20 protein-coding genes are annotated in these 18,882 nt (G+C 70.7%); 13 read left to right on the top strand and 7 right to left on the bottom strand.

All coding sequences use genetic code 11. From position 1 onward, the window contains the following. Positions 1-33 precede the first annotated feature (33 nt). A complete protein-coding gene (locus tag ACIQ7Q_RS21150) occupies positions 34-831 on the bottom strand; it encodes a DeoR/GlpR family DNA-binding transcription regulator (protein WP_403864087.1) in 798 nt (265 codons plus the stop codon). A 421-nt stretch (positions 832-1,252) separates the two neighbouring features. Between ACIQ7Q_RS21150 and ACIQ7Q_RS21145 the strand changes: the two genes are divergently transcribed. From ACIQ7Q_RS21145 to ACIQ7Q_RS21135, 3 genes are all read left to right on the top strand, one after another. Then, positions 1,253-2,203: an SIS domain-containing protein gene (locus ACIQ7Q_RS21145; RefSeq protein ID WP_403864084.1), complete on the top strand. Its 951-nt coding sequence runs from the start codon at positions 1,253-1,255 to the stop codon at positions 2,201-2,203. After that, complete coding sequence (locus ACIQ7Q_RS21140; RefSeq protein ID WP_403864081.1) at positions 2,196-2,348, top strand: hypothetical protein; 153 nt, start codon at positions 2,196-2,198, stop codon at positions 2,346-2,348. The genes ACIQ7Q_RS21145 and ACIQ7Q_RS21140 overlap by 8 nt, the downstream gene beginning before the upstream one ends. 89 nt (positions 2,349-2,437) lie before the next feature. Further along, on the top strand, positions 2,438-3,268 hold the full coding sequence (locus tag ACIQ7Q_RS21135; RefSeq protein WP_403864078.1) for a ketose-bisphosphate aldolase: 831 nt from the start codon (positions 2,438-2,440) through the stop codon (positions 3,266-3,268). A gap of 41 nt (positions 3,269-3,309) precedes the next feature. On the opposite strand, the gene ACIQ7Q_RS21130 is transcribed toward ACIQ7Q_RS21135, so the two are convergent. Then, entirely contained in the window at positions 3,310-5,718 is a 2,409-nt protein-coding gene (locus tag ACIQ7Q_RS21130) for a polysaccharide lyase 8 family protein (RefSeq protein ID WP_403864798.1), read from the bottom strand. 320 nt (positions 5,719-6,038) lie between these two features. Here ACIQ7Q_RS21130 and ACIQ7Q_RS21125 point away from each other — a divergent pair, with 320 nt between their 5' ends. The 3 genes from ACIQ7Q_RS21125 to ACIQ7Q_RS21115 all read left to right on the top strand — a co-directional run bounded on the left by ACIQ7Q_RS21125 (position 6,039) and on the right by ACIQ7Q_RS21115 (position 9,418). Continuing rightward, on the top strand, positions 6,039-7,262 hold the full coding sequence (locus ACIQ7Q_RS21125; RefSeq protein ID WP_403864075.1) for an MFS transporter: 1,224 nt from the start codon (positions 6,039-6,041) through the stop codon (positions 7,260-7,262). A 269-nt stretch (positions 7,263-7,531) separates the two neighbouring features. Then, positions 7,532-8,059 (top strand): hypothetical protein, encoded by a 528-nt coding sequence (locus tag ACIQ7Q_RS21120; protein ID WP_403864072.1) that lies wholly within the window; start codon positions 7,532-7,534, stop codon positions 8,057-8,059. A 264-nt stretch (positions 8,060-8,323) separates the two neighbouring features. Then, positions 8,324-9,418 (top strand): glutamate--cysteine ligase, encoded by a 1,095-nt coding sequence (locus ACIQ7Q_RS21115; RefSeq protein ID WP_403864796.1) that lies wholly within the window; start codon positions 8,324-8,326, stop codon positions 9,416-9,418. A 236-nt stretch (positions 9,419-9,654) separates the two neighbouring features. Here the strand turns inward: ACIQ7Q_RS21115 and ACIQ7Q_RS21110 are convergent, their stop codons facing one another. Continuing rightward, entirely contained in the window at positions 9,655-10,494 is an 840-nt protein-coding gene (locus ACIQ7Q_RS21110; protein ID WP_403864069.1) for a class I SAM-dependent methyltransferase, read from the bottom strand. 113 nt (positions 10,495-10,607) lie between these two features. Continuing rightward, a complete protein-coding gene (locus tag ACIQ7Q_RS21105; protein ID WP_403864066.1) occupies positions 10,608-11,528 on the bottom strand; it encodes an NADP-dependent oxidoreductase in 921 nt (306 codons plus the stop codon). Between the two features lie 141 nt (positions 11,529-11,669). Between ACIQ7Q_RS21105 and ACIQ7Q_RS21100 the strand changes: the two genes are divergently transcribed. After that, complete coding sequence (locus tag ACIQ7Q_RS21100) at positions 11,670-11,924, top strand: hypothetical protein (RefSeq protein ID WP_403864063.1); 255 nt, start codon at positions 11,670-11,672, stop codon at positions 11,922-11,924. Between the two features lie 64 nt (positions 11,925-11,988). On the opposite strand, the gene ACIQ7Q_RS21095 is transcribed toward ACIQ7Q_RS21100, so the two are convergent. Then, positions 11,989-12,534: a tellurite resistance TerB family protein gene (locus ACIQ7Q_RS21095; RefSeq protein ID WP_403864793.1), complete on the bottom strand. Its 546-nt coding sequence runs from the start codon at positions 12,532-12,534 to the stop codon at positions 11,989-11,991. A 706-nt stretch (positions 12,535-13,240) separates the two neighbouring features. Between ACIQ7Q_RS21095 and ACIQ7Q_RS21090 the strand changes: the two genes are divergently transcribed. Both ACIQ7Q_RS21090 and ACIQ7Q_RS21085 read left to right on the top strand, forming a co-directional pair. Next, positions 13,241-13,498, top strand: a complete 258-nt coding sequence (locus tag ACIQ7Q_RS21090; RefSeq protein ID WP_403864060.1) for a hypothetical protein — start codon at positions 13,241-13,243, stop codon at positions 13,496-13,498. A 179-nt stretch (positions 13,499-13,677) separates the two neighbouring features. Beyond that, on the top strand, positions 13,678-14,472 hold the full coding sequence (locus ACIQ7Q_RS21085; protein ID WP_403864790.1) for an SDR family NAD(P)-dependent oxidoreductase: 795 nt from the start codon (positions 13,678-13,680) through the stop codon (positions 14,470-14,472). Positions 14,473-14,478: 6 nt separating this feature from the next. Here ACIQ7Q_RS21085 and ACIQ7Q_RS21080 read toward each other — a convergent pair whose 3' ends face one another. Both ACIQ7Q_RS21080 and ACIQ7Q_RS21075 read right to left on the bottom strand, forming a co-directional pair. Beyond that, positions 14,479-14,778, bottom strand: a complete 300-nt coding sequence (locus tag ACIQ7Q_RS21080; protein WP_403864057.1) for a hypothetical protein — start codon at positions 14,776-14,778, stop codon at positions 14,479-14,481. A gap of 161 nt (positions 14,779-14,939) precedes the next feature. After that, on the bottom strand, positions 14,940-15,893 hold the full coding sequence (locus tag ACIQ7Q_RS21075; RefSeq protein WP_403864054.1) for an aldo/keto reductase family oxidoreductase: 954 nt from the start codon (positions 15,891-15,893) through the stop codon (positions 14,940-14,942). Positions 15,894-16,048: 155 nt separating this feature from the next. Here ACIQ7Q_RS21075 and ACIQ7Q_RS21070 point away from each other — a divergent pair, with 155 nt between their 5' ends. The 4 genes from ACIQ7Q_RS21070 to ACIQ7Q_RS21055 all read left to right on the top strand — a co-directional run bounded on the left by ACIQ7Q_RS21070 (position 16,049) and on the right by ACIQ7Q_RS21055 (position 18,856). Then, positions 16,049-16,303, top strand: a complete 255-nt coding sequence (locus ACIQ7Q_RS21070; protein ID WP_403864051.1) for a DUF6296 family protein — start codon at positions 16,049-16,051, stop codon at positions 16,301-16,303. A 251-nt stretch (positions 16,304-16,554) separates the two neighbouring features. Beyond that, on the top strand, positions 16,555-17,235 hold the full coding sequence (locus ACIQ7Q_RS21065; RefSeq protein WP_403864048.1) for an ABC transporter permease: 681 nt from the start codon (positions 16,555-16,557) through the stop codon (positions 17,233-17,235). Next, positions 17,232-17,906, top strand: a complete 675-nt coding sequence (locus ACIQ7Q_RS21060; RefSeq protein WP_403864045.1) for an ABC transporter permease — start codon at positions 17,232-17,234, stop codon at positions 17,904-17,906. Before ACIQ7Q_RS21065 ends, ACIQ7Q_RS21060 begins: the two co-directional genes overlap by 4 nt. Further along, entirely contained in the window at positions 17,903-18,856 is a 954-nt protein-coding gene (locus tag ACIQ7Q_RS21055; protein ID WP_403864042.1) for an ABC transporter substrate-binding protein, read from the top strand. Before ACIQ7Q_RS21060 ends, ACIQ7Q_RS21055 begins: the two co-directional genes overlap by 4 nt. Positions 18,857-18,882 lie beyond the last annotated feature (26 nt).

Genomic DNA, 18,882 nt, shown 5'->3' with positions numbered 1-18,882 from the left:
GCCTCGCCGCTCCCGCGTGCCTCGCAGGGCGACTCAGACCGCCATGACCTTGATGCCCGCTTCCGTCAGGCGCGCCGCCATGTCGGAGGGGAGCGCGGAGTCGGTCACCAGGACGTCGATGCGATCCAGCCCGCAGATCCGGGCGAAGGCGCGCTTGCCCATCTTGGACGAGTCGGTGACGACCACGACCCGACGCGCACGCTCGGCGAACAGCCGGCTGATGCCGGCCTCGTCCTCCTGGTGGGTCATCAGGCCCAGTTGAGGGTCGACGCCGTCGACACCGAGCACGGCGACGTCCAGCACGACCTCGTTCAGCACGCCCACGGTCAGCGGTCCGACCAGCTCGTACGTCTGCGGGCGTGCCACACCGCCGGTGACGACGATCTTGATCTGGGGGCGCACGGCGAGCTCGCCGGCGATGTTGAGCGCGTTGGTGACGACGGTGAGCGCGGGCCCCGACGTCTCCGGGGAATCACGTCGACCGCCGCCCGTGCGCAGCGCCAGCGCCCTCGCCACCTCGGTCGTGGTGGTGCCTCCGTTGAGACCCACGACCTCTCCTTCGCCGATCAGCTCGGCGACGGCCGCGGCGATGCGCTGCTTCTCGGAGGCGTGCCGTGAGGACTTGTAGCGCAGGGGCAGTTCGTAGGAGACACCATGGGCGATGGCGCCGCCCCGGGTGCGTACGAGCATCTGCTGCTCGGCGAGTTCGTCGAGATCCCGCCGGATGGTCGCCGGCGAGACCTCGAGTGTCGTCGCGGTCTCCTCGACGTCCAGCCTGCCCTCGGCGGCCAGCAATTCCAGCAGCTTGCTCCACCGCTCGTGCTTGGACATGTGTCGGACTCCTTCGGGCATCGTCCTGCGCTCTCGTCACGCTATGGGACGTGGGGGCGGGCGCCTCAGCGAGGTCAGGTGCATGCGTGGAAGTGATCGTAGTCCCGCACCAGAAGGCAGATCCACGCATGCCTGCTGCATGCCGGCCTCGGCAACGTTCGCGTAACGACCCCTGGACCGGGGCCTTGTCGCTGCTGAATACTGCGCGACATGAGTGATGCTCGCAACTGCTTGAAAAGGTCGCAGTTTGCGCAGCTTCATGCAGCGAACGGGGGGCAGTCGTGATCGACGGACCGGGCCCGACGGGCGTGCTGTTCGCCTTCGTCGAACGCCAAGTGGTGTCCGGACCGACCGCCGGCTCCGTGAAGTAGACCGGTTCCTGCGCCGCAACGTCAGAGCCATCCCCAAGGAGTTCAACACTTTGTCCAGCACCAGCTCCTCCCGCACCTCGGCCGAGATCGCCTCGCAGCCCGCCGTCTGGCGGCAGGCGGCCCGCTCGCTGCCCCGGCACACCGCAGCCCTGCCCCGCCGGGGCGAACGCGTCGCCGTGATCGGCTGCGGAACCTCCTGGTTCATGGCCCAGTCCTACGCCGTCCTGCGCGAGACCGGTGGGCACGGCGAAACCGACGCCTTCGCCGCCTCCGAGTTCCCGCACGGCCGCGGCTACGACCGGATCGTCGCCATCACCCGGTCCGGCACCACCACCGAAGTCCTCGACCTGCTCCGGCGGGTGAAGGGCACCGTCTCCACCGGAGCCATCACCGCAGACCCGGCGACCCCGGTCATGCAGACGGCCGACGCCGTGGCCGTACTGGATTTCGCGGACGAGGAGTCCGTGGTCCAGACGCGTTTCGCCACCGCGAACCTCGCACTGCTGCGCGCCCACCTCGAGGCCGAGGGCGCTCTGCCGGGCGGGGTGCGGCCCCTCGACCAGGCGATCCAGGACGCCGAGCGGGCCGTCGACGAGCCCCTCGACGCCGCAGTGTGCGGCGCCGAGCAGTTCACCTTCCTGGGGACCGGCTGGACCTACGGCCTGGCGCTGGAGGCCGGACTGAAGATGCGCGAGGCCGCCGGCGCCTGGACCGAGGCCTATCCGGCCATGGAGTACCGCCACGGGCCCATCAGCATCACCGGCCCCGGTCGTGTGGCCTGGGCGTTCGGCACGCTTCCGCAGGGACTCGCGGATGATGTCGCACGCGTCGGCGGCACGCTCGTCGCCGAGTCGCAGAACGCCGCAGGCGACCTGGATCCGCTCGCCGACCTTGTCCGCGCCCAGCGCCTCGCGGTCGTGCTCGCGGAGTCCCGCGGACACAACCCCGACCGGCCGCGCAACCTCACCCGGTCCGTCGTCCTCGAGAACAGCCATGCCTGAGGACCATGACGACGACCCCAGGGGCGTGATCGCGCCGGACGTCGCCGGCACCGGGACGACGGGCGCGCTCCTGGACCGCGGCGCGGTCGGGCCGGTGCCTCTGCGCCGTCCGGCGCCGAGTGCCCTGCGAGGCCCGTGGCGCTGACGCGGCCGCCGTCCCCAGTGCCGCGGCCGGAGACATCGACCCCGGCACCCACCACCCCTTCCGTACGACCGAATCCGTGGAGGTACCCCATGCCCCTCTCGCCGACTGACGACATCGTCCGTTCCGCAGCCGAAGGGGGTGGGGGCGTGGGGGCGTTCAACGTCGTGCAGCTCGAGCACGCCGAGGCCATCGTCGCCGGGGCGGAGACCGCGGCCCGGCCCGTGATCCTGCAGATCAGCCAGAACACCGCCCGCTACCACCGGTCACTCGAACCGATCGCACTGGCGACGCTCGCCGTCGCCCGCGCGTCGAGCGCTCCCGTCGCGGTCCACCTCGACCACGCCGAGTCCGCCGACCTGGTGCGGCAGGCCGTCGAACTCGGCTTCACCTCGGTCATGTTCGACGCCTCCAAGCTCCGTTACGACGAGAACGTGGCGGCCACGCGCGAGATCACCGCCTACTGCCACGCGAGGAACGTCTACGTGGAGGCCGAGCTGGGCGAGGTCGGCGGCAAGGACGGCGCCCATGCCCCCGGCGTGCGCACCGACCCCGACGAGGCGCAGGCGTTCGTCGCCGCCACGGGCGTCGACGCGCTTGCCGTGGCCGTGGGCAGCTCCCACGCCATGCTCACCCGGGACGCGGTACTCGACTTCGCGCTCATCTCGCGCCTGCGGGACGCCGTGAGCGTCCCGCTCGTGCTGCACGGCTCGTCGGGCGTCGGTGACGCCGGGCTCATCAAGGCGATCGAGGCCGGCATGACGAAGGTCAACATCTCCACTCACCTCAACAAGGCGTTCACCCACGCCGCGCGCACCTACCTCGACGCCCACCCCGAGACCGCCGACCCCCGCAAGTACCTCGGCCCCGCCCGTGACGCCGTCGCCGCGGAGGTGGCACGCCTGCTGGAGGTCCTCAGCTGACGTGAACGGGCGGGAGCCGGGCATGGCGGGTTCCCCCGGGATCAGGCCAGTTCGGCGTGGTGGGTGCGCCCGCGGGAGCCACCGACGGCGACGGTGAGTTCGGGGCGGCGCCCCGGAGCCACCGTCACCGTGTCGTCGGCACGGATCACGGAGAACACGGGATAGGGCAGCCGTACGGTGACCGTGTCGCCGGTACGGCCGGGATCGGCCACCGCGACCGAGACGCCTTCGTCCCTGCGGGTCACGAGCACCGAGGCCGGTCCGTCGGCGGTGATGCCCGCGGCGGTGCCCGCCTGCCAGAAGTGCGCCGCTGTCAACCCGTCCCGGCGGACCTCGACGGCCTGCGCCCCGACCGAGTTGAACACGATCCGAACCGGCCGCGACCTCCGCCAGGCGGCGGTGGAGGCGGGGGAGGCGCCGGGCAGCAGGACGTAGGCGTAGGTGGCGTCGGCGGGTGTGGTCCCGTGGTCCAACCAGAGGGTCAGGTACCGGCGGGTGACGGGATTGGCACTGCCCCCTGTGTCGGCCCCGACATTGATGATCCGCCAGGCGCCCGTGCGCTCCTCGCGCAGAGCGCGCAGCGCTGTGCCGTCGGGGAAGACATAGCCGCCGACTCCTTCGAGATGCGCCCAGCCGGCTCGGCCGAACGCCTGCGACCAGCCCTGGGTGCCCGGCTGCGGACGGCCGTCGATCAGCAGCCGCTGTTCGCCGGCCTCATGCAGATTGCGGTTCTCGACGACAGTCTCGATGGTGCGGCCGTCGTCGGCGGAGATGCCTGCACCGAGGGCGATCACAGCGTTGTCCAGGAAGAACCACGCCTTCCTCGCCCGCAGGGTGCTGCCGGCCGCGATCAGTTCCATGGCGGACACCCCGAAGCGGCCGCCCAGCGCGGCACCGCCCGCCACCACGTTCGTGGGCCGGTAGAGGCTGGTACCGGCACCGGTGCCGGCGTCGGCGCGCGGCCGGGTGTCCACGGTCGTCCCCGGCAGGCGGTACGGGTCGACGGTCGGCCAGAACGCGTCCCCGAACTGGCTGAGGTCGTCCGCGTCGTAGAGATACGTCATGCCGTCACCGGTGTACCAGCCGTGCAGGTTCTCGCCGTTGCCCGCCTCGTACCCCGCGATCCGCCGGGAGGACAGAGACAGCGCGAACGCCCAGCCCGGCCGCCGGTGCACCACACGGTCCATGTCGGCGAAGACGGTGTGACCCGTAGCCCGGCCCGCAGGACGTACGCTGTCGTCGGCCAGCAGCGTTTTGGAGCGGGCGACTTGGGCGATCCCCACCCGGGCGAGATACCGGTCCGTCCGGTTCCGTGCGATCCAGCCCTTCACCGTCGCGCGCCACTTCTCGGCGTAGGCGGCGGGTGCACCCTCGGCCAGGAGCAGGATGCTGGAGATGACATCCGCACCGCCGTCGTGGTCGACGGAGCGTTCGCGGGAGATCGCCCGTCCGCGCAGCGCGTCCATCATCAGGCCGTCGAAGATCACCGGCGCGAAACAGCGGTCCACCGCTTCGTAGACCACGGAGACCTTCGGATCGGTGACCGCCCAGGCGGACCCGGCGAGCAGCGCGATCATCTGCGCGGCGCCGCCGAGCAGCACCGCTCCGTACGATCCCGTGTACGCCACTGCGCCGTGCTGGACGAAGGAGCCGTCCTCGTAGAAGCCGTCCCCCGACGTCACGTACCGGAACAGGCTGTTGCGCCCCGAGTCCCTGGTGTCGGACAGTCCGTCGCGGGCCAGCGAAATCTTCCCGCCGTCCCGCCCGAGCAGCCCGCGCAGCGCGACGATCACGCACTTGTCGGACCGGTTCGCACCGGTCTCGGAGAGCGCAGGGGAGTTGGTCCGGCGATCGGGCGTAGGGACGAACGTGTCGACCGTCCGCAGGTACAGGGCAAGGTCGGCGGCCGGGACGACGGTGCGCAACAGCACACAGCAGTCCATCAGGGCGCGGGGGGAGCCGATCTCCCAGAACCACCAGTTCCCGCTTTCCCGAGCCGTCGCGTTGTAGGCGCGGTCGTGGAGGAAACGCAGAGCGGCGACCAGGGCGGAGGACAGTTCCGCCGAGCCGGTGAAGGAGGTGCCGGGGGTGGTCCAGGCCGTGGCGAGAGTACGCAACCGGGTATAGCTCTGGCCGAAGTTCCCCGGATCGGTCACGGGGGAGAGGTCCGACCACAGCGCGCTACGGGACGCGGAGCGGTCGAGCCGCGTCCACAGATCTCCGGCGGTGGAGTCCAGGGCGGCCAGCGCGGTGGCGAAGTCGGGGTCGCCCGGGTCGAAGTCGCCGCCGGCCAACTGCCGCGCGGTGCGGTCGAGCAGCGCGTCGTACGGATCGCCGGGCTCTGCCGCGGTGGCCGTATACGCCGCGCCGACCCCGGCCGCTGTGGGGAGGAGCGCGGCGGCCGCGCCTGCCGCGCCCGCCGCGAGAAGGAAGCGTCTGCCCGGACGCATGTGGGTGGGATTCACTGCTGGTTCCCTTCGGATGCGGTCGGCGGTGCTGTCGATCGGTACGCGTGAGGCAGCATGTAAGCGCTTGCTATGTGACGCAAGAGGCCCGGCGATGTCTCTGCTTCGACTTCCGGGCCGGCCGGCCGTGCGACCTCAGCCGGTCGACCTGGACACCAAGACCTGGTTGGTGAATATCCGGCTCACCCGCACGGTCGGCGTCTCTCCCACCTGCTCCTCCACGCGTAGATCGTGTCCGCGGGGTCGCGGCACGGCCCCCGCGCGGTGCCGACCGCGGCGCAGGGCCGTGCTCGTAGGCTGCCTGCATGATCGTTCGCAGTGGCGCAGGCCGACGTCCCGGCTACGTGGCGGCCGCCCTGGTCTTCGCCATCGGCATGGCCGGGACGACGCTGCCCACCCCGCTCTACGGGCTCTACCAGCAGGAGATCGGCTTCACGGAGCTGATGGTGACTGTGGTCTTCGCCGTGTATGCCGTCGCCGTCATCACCGTGCTGCTGGTGGCGGGCAACTACTCCGACGAAGTGGGGCGCCGCCCCGTGCTGCTGTGTGCGATGGGGTTCTCGGCAGCGAGCGCCGCATGTTTCCTTCTGGAGGACGGCCTGCCCCTGCTCTTCGCCGGCCGGTTGTTCTCCGGTTTCGCGGCCGGACTGCTGAGCGGTGCGGCCACGGCGGCCGTCATCGAGCTGGCCGGGCCGGGGCAGAAGGCGCGAGCCGGGTTCGCGGCCACCGCGGCGAACATGGGCGGCCTCGGTTGTGGGCCGCTGCTGGCCGGATTCCTCGCACAGTACGCCGCGTGGCCCCTCGCGCTGACCTTCCTGGTCCACCTCGCCCTGCTCTCCGTGGCGACCCTGCTCGTCCTCGTCCTGCCGGAGACCGTGGAGCAGCCGAAGCGGTGGCCGCGGCTGAAGCCGCAGGGCGTCACCGTGCCGGACGAGGTGAAGGGGGTGTTCGTGCCCGCGTCCGTGGCGGCCTTCGCCGGTTTCGCGCTACTGGGCCTGTTCACGGCCGTCGCCCCCAGCTTCGTCGCCAGGACGCTGGACGTGCACAACCTCGCCGTCTCGGGGCTGGTGGTGTTCTCCGTGTTCCTCGCCTCCATCGCAGGACAGACCCTGAGCGGACGTGTCGGCGCCCGGCGTGCGCTCCCGGCAGGCTGCGGCGTGCTCGTCGTCGGCCTTCTGGTGGTCGCCGCGTCCTTGCTGACGGAGTCGCTGCCCCTCCTCGTGGCGGGCGCGATCTGCGGGGGAACGGGCCAGGGCCTGGCGTTCCGCGCGGCACTCTCGCTCGTCGGCAACGCGGCACCGGCGGAGCACCGCGGCGGCACGATCTCGGCGTTCTTCGTCGTCGCCTACACCGGCATCTCGCTTCCCGTGGTCGGCGTGGGCGCCCTGGCACAGGAGTGGGGGCTGCGGACAGCGGGGCTGGTCTTCGCCGGATGCGTGACGGCGCTCGCGGCATGCGCCGGGCTCTACGCGGCCCTCAGACCACCGACCGCCGCCCCGAACGAAGGAAGCCCCGGCACGGCGACGTGAGTACCCATCAGGTCTGGGGCTCGGGGACGGGCCATTCAGGTCCAACCGGGCAGGTGTGAGCCGCCCCTGCCCATGAGGGTATGCAGCTGTTTGTCCAGCCGACCGGAGCCCTGCGCGGTGCCCCGGCGGCAGCGCTCTGACCTCCCGTTGAGGCATGTCCGCCCGATATGGGGGAGGACGATTGCGACGTGGCCGAAATCGGGATTGCCGGGCCGGAATCCCGGCGATCACTCGACCCGCGGCGGGCATCCCTGGGCAGACTCCGCAGCATGACCGACTCTGCTCTCTGGATCTCGTCGCTCACCGCCGGTACGGCTGTGCTCGCCAGTTGGGTCACCAGTCGCGGAACCGCCCGGGCCGCGCGAATCCAGGCCGAGGCGGTCGAACGGACGCAGCGCACGGTGCGGGTGAGCGAAGCGCGACGTGCCGCCTATGTGAGCCTCATCGAACAGGCCCACAAGATGGCCGAGTTGTACTGGAAGGTCTCCGACGTCTTCGCAGTGGGCGGTACACGCAGCGAACAGATACCCGCGCTGAAGGAGGTGCAGGTCAGCCTCAGGGAGGAATACGGCAAGCTCCGCCACTTCATCTGGGTCATCAACCTGGAAGGCCCGGACGATGTCGCCGAGGCCGCGGAGAACCTTCGACTCTCCACCAGGCCGCCGTACCGGGCGCTCACGGCATCGATCGCCGGCGACGCATGCGCCCCTGCGGACTTCGACCAGTGCTATGCCCCCTTCTGGCAGTCCGTGCTGGCCTTCGTCTCCGCCGCCCGAGCCGCAGTCCACGACCTGTAGCTCACGGGGCCGCACAGGCCGAGGAAGGCGCCGGCTCAACGGAGCGTTGTCGGAGTTGTACGGACACCCTCGCATCGCCCACGATGCGGGCGGGACATCCGGAGACAACTCCTACCTCCCAGCACCGGGCTGCTTCGATCTTCGTCATGGCGTCACGATAGGAGGGACGCCGCCACATCATGCAGGCATTGGCACCTTCTGGCGGGGCACAAGAGATCCAGCGTAGGCAGTTCGCGGCTCGACAGTCGCAGGGAGAGTGGTGTGATGCGCACGGTGGGCGTCGAGGAGGAGCTTCTCCTCGTGGATGCGGAGTCGGGTGAGCCGCGTGCTCTGTCGTCGGCGGTACTCGCCGCCGCCGGTCGGGAGGGCGGGGGCTGCCGGGAGGTGTTCGAGTCGGAGCTGCAGCGCGAACAGCTCGAGTTCGCCACGCGACCGCAGAGCTCGATGGAAGATCTCGCGGAGGAGATCGTCCGCTGGCGCGCAGAGGCCGCCCGCCACGCCGAACGCCTGGGTGCCGCGGTCGCGGCCCTCGCGACGTCCCCTCTCCCGGTGAGTCCGTCCCTGGCGGCGGGCGAGCGGTATGGCTGGATGGCAGAGCAGTTCGGGCTGACCACGCAGGAACAGCTCACCTGCGGCTGCCATGTCCATGTGTCGGTCGAGTCGGACGAGGAAGGCGTCGCGGTCCTCGACCGGATCCGCCCCTGGCTCTCGGTCCTGGTGGCCCTCAGCGCGAACTCCCCTTTCTGGCAGGGCCGGGACAGCGGCTACTGCAGCTACCGCAGCCGAGTCTGGGGCCGCTGGCCCTCTGCCGGGCCGGTCGAACTCTTCGGTTCCGCCGACCGGTACCACGAGCAGGTGCGCGCGATGGTGGGCACCGGCGCCCTGCGGGACGAAGGCATGATCTACTTCGACGCCCGGCTCTCGCACACGTATCCGACCGTGGAGGTCCGCGTGGCGGACGTCGGGCTCGACCCGTCGACGCCGGTACTCGTGGCCACGCTCGTCCGGGGCCTGGTCGAGACCGCGGCCGGCGAGTGGCGGGCCGGTATCCCACCCGTTCCGCACGGTGTGGGCCTGCTGCGGCTGGCGGCATGGCGGGCCGGGCGATCAGGCCTGGACGAGCAGCTGATCCACCCGCTCACGATGTGCCCACGACCCGCCGGTGAAGTCGTCCGCGCGCTGCTCGACCACGTCCGGGACTCCCTCGACGCGTCCGGCGACGTGGCCCGGGCGGAGGAGGGCGTCGCCTCGCTGCTGGCAGCCGGTAACGGAGCCGCCTTCCAGCGCGACGTGATGAAGCAGAAGGGCAGTCTCCGGGACGTCGTCGCGGCCTGTATCCGCAAGACCTCCGGCAGCTGACAGCGCCGCGGCGGCGCCCGACGGCTGGTCGCAGTCTGATGCGCCGGGTACGGCGGTTCGGCTCTCGGCGCATGGCACACATATGGGACCCGGCGATGTATGGACCTGCGCAGTTGGGGCATACGCCAGTCAGGCCCCGCCGCGCATCCCCCGTCGCGGCGGGGTCGCCCGCGTTCAGCGCCGGGACATGTCGGCAAGGTGTTGTGTACCGGCGCCTTGTACCGCCTCTCGAGAGGTCAGCCACTCCGCCGGGCGGTCACCAGGAGGTACTCCCATTCCATGGCGAGACTGCCTGCCTCGTCGCCCTGCTGCCGGGCGAGGTCGGCGAGAGCCACGTCCAGCTCCGCCGTCCGGTCCGGGGAGTCCGCGATGTTCCGGTAGACGGCGATCGTCGGACCGTAGGCGGCCTTGAAGTAGTCCCGGAAGTCCTCCGGTGTCTCGAAGTGGTCCACCTTCACCGTCTGCCGACGCATGTGGACATCGCTCACCCGGTCGCCGAGGAGTGTGCGGACATGCTCCTCGTTCCCCCACAGCGGTGGTGGCTGCGCGCCCGTCGGTGGCGGGGGCGCGTACGGCTTCATCACGGCGAACATGCGGCCGATGAAACCCTCGGGCGTCCAGCTGAGCAGGCCGATCATCCCGCCCGGTCGGCAGACGCGCACCAGTTCGTCGGCGGCGGCCTGGTGGTGCGGGGCGAACATGACCCCGACGCAGGACATGACGGTGTCGAACTCGCCGTCGCCGAACGGCAGCGCCTCCGCATCCGCCTCGCGCCACTGGAGATCGGTGCCCTGCTTCTCGGCCAGTCTCCGGCCGGCCTCCAGCAGCTCGGGCGTGAGGTCGGATGCCACCACGTCGGCGCCCGCCCGAGCGGCCGGTATCGCGGCATTGCCCGTACCGGCCGCGACGTCCAGCACCCGTTCGCCGCTCTTCACCCCGCATGCCCGGACCAGCGCTGTCCCCAGGTCCGCGATGAGGTCGTCGGCCACGGCAGGGTAGTCGCCGAGCGCCCACATCGTCCGGTGCTTGGCCTTGAGGGCCCGGTCGGCCTCGGTTGCATCGATCGCTTCGGTCATGGCAGATCTCCTCGGGCTCTTGCCGGCAGCCGCCCGGGTGACGGCCGTACCGACCGACATCACCACTCTTGCCAATGAACCAAGGATAGAAGCGGGGGCCCTTCCGGCCCCGCTCAGACCTCCAGAACCAACTTGCCCCGGGTGCGGCCGTTCTGGCTGACACGGAACGCCTCTGCCGCCTCCGCCAGGGGCAGCACCCGGTCGATGTTCACAGTCAGCGCACCCGAGTCGGCCAGCCGCCCCAGCTCGGCGAGACCGTCGCTGCTGGGTCGGACCCACACATGGTGGCCGCCGCGCCGGGTCACGGAGGCTTCGACGATGGACGCGACACGGGAAGGATCGGTGAGCAGCTGCTGGGAGATCTCGACGGCATCGCCGCCGATGTAGTCGACGGCCGCGGTGATGCCGTCGGGGGCCAGCTCGCGGACGCGCTCGCCCAGCCCGTCTCCGTAGGTGACGGGCTCCGCGCCCAGGGACCGGAGGAAGTCGTGGTTGCGCTCGCTCGCCGTGCCGATGACACGCGCACCCTGAGCCTTGGCGATCTGCACGGCGAACGACCCCACGCCGCCGGCCGCGGCGTGCACCAGGACGGTGTCTCCCCGTGTGACGCCGATGCGGGCGAGTGACTGCAGGGCGGTGAGTCCCGCGAGCGGCACCCCTGCCGCCTGCCGCCAGTCCAGAGCGGACGGCTTGTGCGCCAGGGTGCGGACAGGAGCGGCGACCAGCTCGGCGTAGGTGCCGTGCTGCACCTCGTCCTTCCGGACGTAGCCGTAGACCTCGTCCCCCACCGAGAACTCGGTCGCGTCGAGACCGACCGCCTCGACGACGCCCGACACGTCCCAGCCCGGAATCAGCGGGAAGTGGACGTACATGACCGGGTCGAGATACCCCGCGACGATCTTCCAGTCGACAGGATTCACCCCCGCGGCCTTGACGCGAACAAGTACGGCATCGGGGGCGATCTTCGGATCGGCGGCGTCCGTGAACTCCAGGACCTCAGAGCCGCCGTAGTGGTTGACCGTGATGGCTCGCATGATTCCTTTCTCTCACAACGACGGGGGGTCCTGCCCGTCGTGCCCGCCGCGCCGTCGTGCTCGCGTACCCGCCGTTCCGTGTCGGCGCCGCGAGCCTGGGTACCCGCGAAGCGTTCCGGAGCCGCACCACGAGGAGACGCGATGAGTGACGAATACCGTCCGGAGGGCTTCGAGGACAGCGACGAACCGCTGCCGCGCGACATGCCCGACCAGCAGGCCGGGACGGAGGACCCGTGGGACCCGGAGGACCGGGCGCCGGGAGAGTCCGGCCGAACGGCGGACGAGAACGCGGATGACGTCCCCGACGTCGACGAAGCCGGAGCCGGCCCCCAAGACGCGCCCCCCGACGAGCAGGCCAACCCCGAGATGCCGACCCCGGACGAAGCGACCGACTGAGCGCTGCGGGGCACGTCCCTCGCGGTCGCCGCCGGTTCCCTCCCGGCGGCGGCCAGACGCATGGTCAGATGCCGAACTCCGCGGGGGAGACGCCCAGTACGGCGCAGGCCTCCCGGATGACGTCCTGCTCCGCCGGTTCGACGTAGCCGTCGGCGCCGGCGATGACGATGCCGATCTGGATCACGGCCCGGGCTTCCGTCGGCTTCTTCGCGGCTTTTCCGACCTCCTGCATCACCGCCGCCTTGCCGAGCTGGAAATTGGCCGACAGCTGGTCGGCGTGCTTGTTGAACCGCTCGCGCAACTGCTCCGCCGGGAAGTTCTGCAGGACGTCGTTGGTGAGGATCAGCGACTCCACGTGCTGCCGCTCGCTCGCGTCCACGTGCCCGTCCGCGGCGGCCACGAGCGCACACATGGCCATCGACGCGTCCCTGAAGGCGCCGCTCTTCAACTCCGTCTTCAGAGAGGTGAGCTGTGACTTCAATGTATTCACCAGCTGGGCGCGCGAGCCGCCCGCGGACCGCGCCCCGGGGGCGTGGCCGCCCGTGCTCCGGGCGCCCTGGGGCTGCTGCAGGCTCTTGGCCTGGTCCTTGATCCGGTCCCACATTGCCACTGGTGCCACCTCGGCTTCTGCTCAGGTCGTTCGGTCGTCGTGACGCGCGCCGCGGCGCGTCATCCTGCCAACGCTCGGGCTCCGTCACGCGTTCCATTTCCCGGCGGATTCGATCTTTTGCACGCGTTCGGCCCAATGCCTGTACCTCGTTGGAGGGACTTCTCGTCGTGGCGCAACGTCGACAGGCCCGTGGCGGGCAAGGGAGGCACATCCAGGAGGTTGTGCCCCATGAGACCGCCCGTGTACGGCCGAGCCGTGCGTCCCGGCGACCGTTCGACGGTCCCGGTCGCACGAGCAGCCGTCACAGCTGTGCTGGTCGTGGTGACGGTCCTGGTCTCGCTGATCGCCGCCGATCCGGCCGCTGCGCAGCAGTACGCGCCTCGTGTTCCCGCACAGGCCCCGGCCGATTCCGCGGGGGAGAGGTGTGCGGAGTCGCCCGACGTGGGGCAGCAGGCATCGGCCCGGACCGGCGGGCCGCGTACCCGTCGGCACACCGGTCCCGGTGCCTGCCCCGGACCGCGCTCCCTGCCCTCCTGCCCCTGGTCGCGGCCGGCCCACGGCCCGGCTGCCCCTGGGAAGCCGCCTCGGCTGTCGGCCGTGAGGTGTGTGGTTCTGAGGTGCTGACAGCGCCGCTCCGTCCGGTGTCCACCGGCGCCGGAGCAGTCCGCAGACAGCAGCCGACCACTGCCCGAGAGGTGCAACAGCCATGCCCAACGATCCCTTCGCTGTTCTCAACGCCCTGATCCGCGCAGAAGCCGCCCGAGGTGCGGCATCGCGGGACGCCCGACATCTGTCCGAGTCCCCTCAGGGCGGGCGTACGGATGTGGTGGGCGCAGATGCCCGCGCCGCGTCCGACGTCAGCCGTCTGTCCGACGTCAGCCCCCTGTCCGACGTCAGCCCCCTGTCCGACGTCAGCCCCCTGCCCGACGTCAGCCGTCTGTCCGACGGCAAGGGCGCAGCCTGATGCACGGGCGGAGCCGGCAGGGGTGATGTGGCCGACTCCGCCCAGCTCGTTGCATCCACCGGTATGGCGCGTTTGAAATATTAAGCGTACGCACATAGCTTGCGGAGAAGGGTTTTCCCGACCAAGACAGCGCCGCCCCGCATCCCGAGGGTGCCCTCAGGGCGGCCGAGACAGGCGTCATTCGCATCGAACTGACCGGCCGCACCGTCGTCGTCACGGGCTCCACCGCCGGCATCGGGAGGGCCATCGCCGTAGCGGCAGCGCGTGCCGGTGCAACGGTCGTCGTCAACGGTCGCGACGAGACCAGGACGCAAGCGGCAGCCGACGAGATCGCCGAGGAAGCCGGTGCCGGGGAGGTGCGGCCGGTCGCCGCTGATGTGTCCACCGCCGAGGGTGCGCAGCAGCTCCTCGACGCCGTGCCCGACTGCGACGTCCTGATCAACAACACCGGCATCTTCTCCGCGACCCCCGTCTTCGAGATCCCCGACAGCGAGTGGCAGCGGTTCTTCGAGGTCAACGTCCTCAGCGGCGTGCGGCTCGCGCGGCACTACGCGCCGCGCATGGCCGAACGCGGCTGGTGCCGCGTCCTGTTCATCAGCAGCGAGTCCGCCGTGATGACCCCCACGGAGATGGTGCACTACGGCGTGACGAAGACCGCCCAGCTCGCGGTCTCGCGCGGTATGGCCCAGGAACTGGCCGGTTCGGGCGTGACGGTCAACTCGATCCTGCCCGGTCCCACACTGACGCCGGGGGTGGAGGAGTTCATCGCCGACCGCGTGGAGCCCGGCGCCGGCTTCGACGAGGCGGAGGCGGCGTTCATCAGGCAGGAACGACCGACCTCGCTGCTCGGTCGGCTGATCCGGCCCGCCGAGGTCGCGGCCCTGGTCCTGTACGCCGCTTCCGAACACGCTTCGGCGACCACCGGTGCCGCACTGCGCGTGGACGGCGGCGTAGCTCCCACACTCATCCCTTGATCGCCGTCACTGCCCCTGTCCCTCGTGGGCCGTCGCAGGGGGGACGATTGCACCGGCGCCCTTCCGGACCGCCTGCACCACCGCTTCGTGCAGTGCCCGGCTCGCTTCCTCCGAAGGGCACCGTGTGGGGCTGCCCGTCATCGTGAACCAGTCGGTCGCGCCGGTGAACTGCAGAGCGACGTTTGCCATGCCATCGGCCCATGTGGTGTGCACGGTGAGGTTCCCGGTCATCACGCCGGCCTCCTCGGACAGCGCACCGCCACGCCCTGTGTACACATTGCGAGTTGTCCAAGACGCCCAGGTCATTACTCCAGCGTCACACCACGCCCCCGGATACGCGACCGACGGCGCGGCCCTTCCGTGGCTCATGCGTCGGACGACGGTGCGCCTCCCCAGCGCGGGGGGCGCGCCCGCTCCCCAGGGCAGGGCCGCGCCCAGCCTCCTGGGGCAGGGGCAGCCCCCGCTTCCTAGGGAAGAGCCGCGCCCCGCGCCGTGACCCAGAGCTCGTACCACTCCTCGTGACTGAGACGGGGCTCCCCCTGCGCGGCGTCCCGGCACGCACGGATGCGTTCCGGACGGGCGCTGCCGACGACCGGTGCGATCGCGGCAGGGTGCCGCTGGAGCCACCACAGCAGGATCGTCTCCGGGGTGGTGCCCTTCGCTTCAGCCAGCGCCGCCACCAGGCGGGCGGTCGCCTGCTCGGTCGGCGTTGCCTGATTGCCGCTGAAACGGCCCTGAGCGAGGGCACCCCAGGCCTGCAGCCGGATGTTGTTCGCCCGGGCGTGCTCGACGGTGCCGAGGGGGAAGCCGATCGACGCCGCCTCGGGGGTGTTCACCAGCACACCGGCTTCCAGCCAGTCGCGTCGATGGAGGCTCATCTCGAGCTGGTTGGCGACCAGCGGGAGATCGAGCCGCGACTGCAGGAGCGAGATTTGCGCGGCGCTCATGTTCGACACACCGAAGCTGCGCACCAGGCCCTGGTCGTGCAGCGACATCAGGGCCCCGGCGAGCTCGTCCGGGTCGGCCAGCGGGTCCGGCCGGTGCAGGAGCAGGATGTCGACGAAGTCGGTGCGCAGACGGCCGAGGCTCTCCTCGACACGCCGGATCACGGTCTGTCCCCGCAGGTCGTACATGCCGGGGCGGTCGCCGTCGGCGAGCCGGATGCCGCACTTGGTCTGCAGGACTATGCGCTCGCGCAGCTCCGGCGCGCGGGCGAGGATTTCGCCGAATACCGCCTCGGCCTTTCCGTGGCGGTAGATGTCCGCATGGTCGAACGTCGTGATTCCGCTGTCGAGGGCGGCCTCGACCGCCGCTTCGGCGGCGGCGACGTCCGCCGCGGAATGGGGTGTGGTGTCCCAGCTGCCCCCGAGGCCCATGCATCCGTACAGCAGCCGCTCGCCGCCCATGTCCGTCTCCGTCACGGGCCTCACCCTTCCATGCGCCGACCACTGGACCCAAACGAGTATCGGGCCCTGCCAGGACAGGCGCGGTGTCCGCCATAGGAGGAGGATGGGAGGAGGTCGCGGCGTGGTCGGCCTGCGATTTCCCGGCCCCGCGGAGCGGCCGGGAGGATCTCATGGACAGTCCGGAAATCTACGAACTCGTATTCCAGGAACCTGCCGTGGAGGACGACGTGGTCGTGGTGCGGCGCACCGAGAGAGTCGGTGCGGGCGGCTACCCGATCTACGAGGACGACACGGGGATCGTGCGCGCAGAGATCAGCGAACGGGGAGAAGTGCGCATGATGGCGAGCGGAGGGCACCAGGTCCACCCGTTCCCCGTGGTCGCCCGGCCGCCTACCCCCCACTCGACGGGGCACGGGGCACGCTGAACCGCGCCGAAAGAACGTCCGGAATTTCGTGCATACCCCGTGCCGGACGGGGCATGCGATGCTCGAGAGAGCTCGACCGGCCCACCCCCCTGGCCGGTACCGAGCCGTCGCGGCCTCGTCACCCATCCCCCCCGGGCGGCGGGGCCGCTCCTCATTCCGCAACGGGTACATGGGCGGTCGGTCCCTGCCGTCCGCCCCCGAACAGATGAGCTCTACGCGCGGCCGCACGCCGCCGCAGCTGCAATGGACGGGTGACCGCGCCCCCCGACGACTGCCTCGCGCGCAACGAATGGATCTGCGGCGACTACATCTCCACCCGTAGCGAGATCCTGCTCGACGCAGTGCTCCAGCACCTCGGGCTCACCTTCACCGCCGTCCTCGTCGCTCTGGTGCTAGCCGTCCCCCTCGCCGTGGCCGCCCGTCGCTGGAAGTGGGCCACCGGACCCGTGGTCGGCGTGACGACGATCCTCTACACCATCCCCTCGCTCGCGATGTTCTCCCTGCTCCTGCCGGTGTACGGACTGTCCGCGACCCTCGTCGTCGCCGGTCTCACTCTCTACTCGCTCACTTTGCTCGTGCGGAACATCCTCGCCGGGCTGCGCGCCGTGCCCGAGGAGACCCGGCAGGCCGCGCGCGGCATGGGCTACGGCCCGGTCCGTTTGCTGCTCGCCGTGGAACTCCCGCTCGCGCTGCCCGCGGCCATGGCGGGACTGCGGATCGCCACCGTCTCCGCGATCTCCCTCGTGACGATCGGCGCGATCGTCGGCCACGGCGGTCTCGGCAACCTCATCTACTCGGGCATGAATACCTTCTTCAAGGCAGAGGTGCTCACCGCCTCCGTCCTCTGCGTGGTCATCGCGATCGCGGCCGACCTGCTGCTCCTGATGACGCAATGGCTGCTCACCCCCTGGACGCGGAGGCAGGCAGCATGAACACGCTTGCCTCCGCCTGGGACTGGCTCACCACGTCCGCCCACTGGACCGGCGACGGGGGCATCGGGCAGCGGCTCCTCGAGCACCTGTATCTGACAGGTGTCTGTCTCGCGCTCAGCTGCCTGGTCGCCCTGCCGGTCGCGCTGATCCTCGGCCATCTCGGCAAGGGCGGGGCACTCGCCGTGAACATCTCGAACGTGGGACGGGCCGTGCCGACCTTCGCCGTCCTCGTGCTGTTGCTGCTCAGCCCGCTCGGGACGCACGGATCCTGGCCCACGGTGATCGCCCTCGTTCTCTTCGCCGTCCCGCCGCTGCTCACCAACGCCTACGTCGGAATGCGCGGGGTGGACCGTGATGTCGTGCAGGCGGCCAGAGGCATGGGCATGACCGGATCGCAGCTGCTGCTCCGCGTCGAACTGCCCTTGGCGCTCCCGTTGATCCTGACCGGCGTACGCATCGCCGCCGTGCAGCTCGTGGCCACCGCGACCATCGCTGCGCTCGCCGGAGGCGGCGGCCTCGGCCGGATCATCACGGCGGGTTTCAACCTCGCATCCACTGCCCAGGTCGTGGCCGGCGCCGTTCTTGTCGCCGCCTTCGCGCTGGTCGTCGAAGGCGTCTTCGAGGCCGTGCAGCGGCTCGCCCCCGCGTGGGCCGCCGGGGATGCCCCATGAGTGCGCGCCCCGTCGTCGTCGCCGTCGTGCTCCTCGCCGCCACCGCCTGCTCCACCGGCCCATCGCTCGAGAACCAGGGCAAAGTCACCGCACCGCCGGGCGACAGCCGCCACCTGACCATCGGCTCCGCCGGCTTCACGGAGAGCGACCTGCTGGCCCGGATGTACGCGCTCCTGCTCGACGACGCCGGTTACGAGACCACCATCCTGTCCGTCACCAACCGCGAGCTCTACGAACCCGCGCTGGAAAGCGGACAGATCGACGTGGTGCCCGAGTACGCCGCGACCTTCGCCGACTGGCTCAACGCGAAGGCCAATGGTCCCGACGCGCCGACCGTCGGCTCGCCCGACCTTCGCGCGACGATGGCCGCGCTGCGCAGACTCGCCGCCCCACGGGGTCTGACGGTCCTCGCCCCCGGGAAAGCCGTCGACCAGAACGCCTTCGCGGTCACCACCGCCTTCGCGCGCAAGTACCGGCTGAAGACGCTGAGCGACCTGGGCAGGTCCGGGCAGCCGGTGCGCCTCGCCGCCGGCGACGAATGCGTCCAGCGTCCCTACTGCGCTCCTGGTCTGAAGAAGACCTACGGAATCGACATCACCGCCGTCGACCCCAAGGGCGTCGGCACCACGCAGGCCAAACAGGCGGTCCAGAGCGGGCAGGACCAGATGGTCCTCACCACGACCACCGACGCCACGCTCGACGACTTCGGCCTGGTGCTGCTCGCCGACGACAAGCATCTGCAGAACGCCGACTACATCGTGCCGGTCGTCAACCGGGCCAGGGCGGGCGGACGCGGCGCCACCCATGCGCTGGCCGCGCTCAACAAGGTCCTCACCACCGCCGACCTGGCACGGCTCAACGAGCAGGTCGACAGCTGGCGGCGGCTGCCGGAAGACGTGGCGCGCACCTACCTCGAATCCAAGAAGCTCCTGCCGCCCTCAGGGGAGTGAGGTGGCCGGGCGGGGCCGGGGAGCCG

Source organism: Streptomyces sp. NPDC096176 (genome assembly GCF_044763255.1).
Classification (GTDB): domain Bacteria; phylum Actinomycetota; class Actinomycetes; order Streptomycetales; family Streptomycetaceae; genus Streptomyces.
The sequence above is the reverse complement of the archived record's forward strand: the minus strand, read 5'-3'. Positions and strand labels throughout refer to the sequence as shown.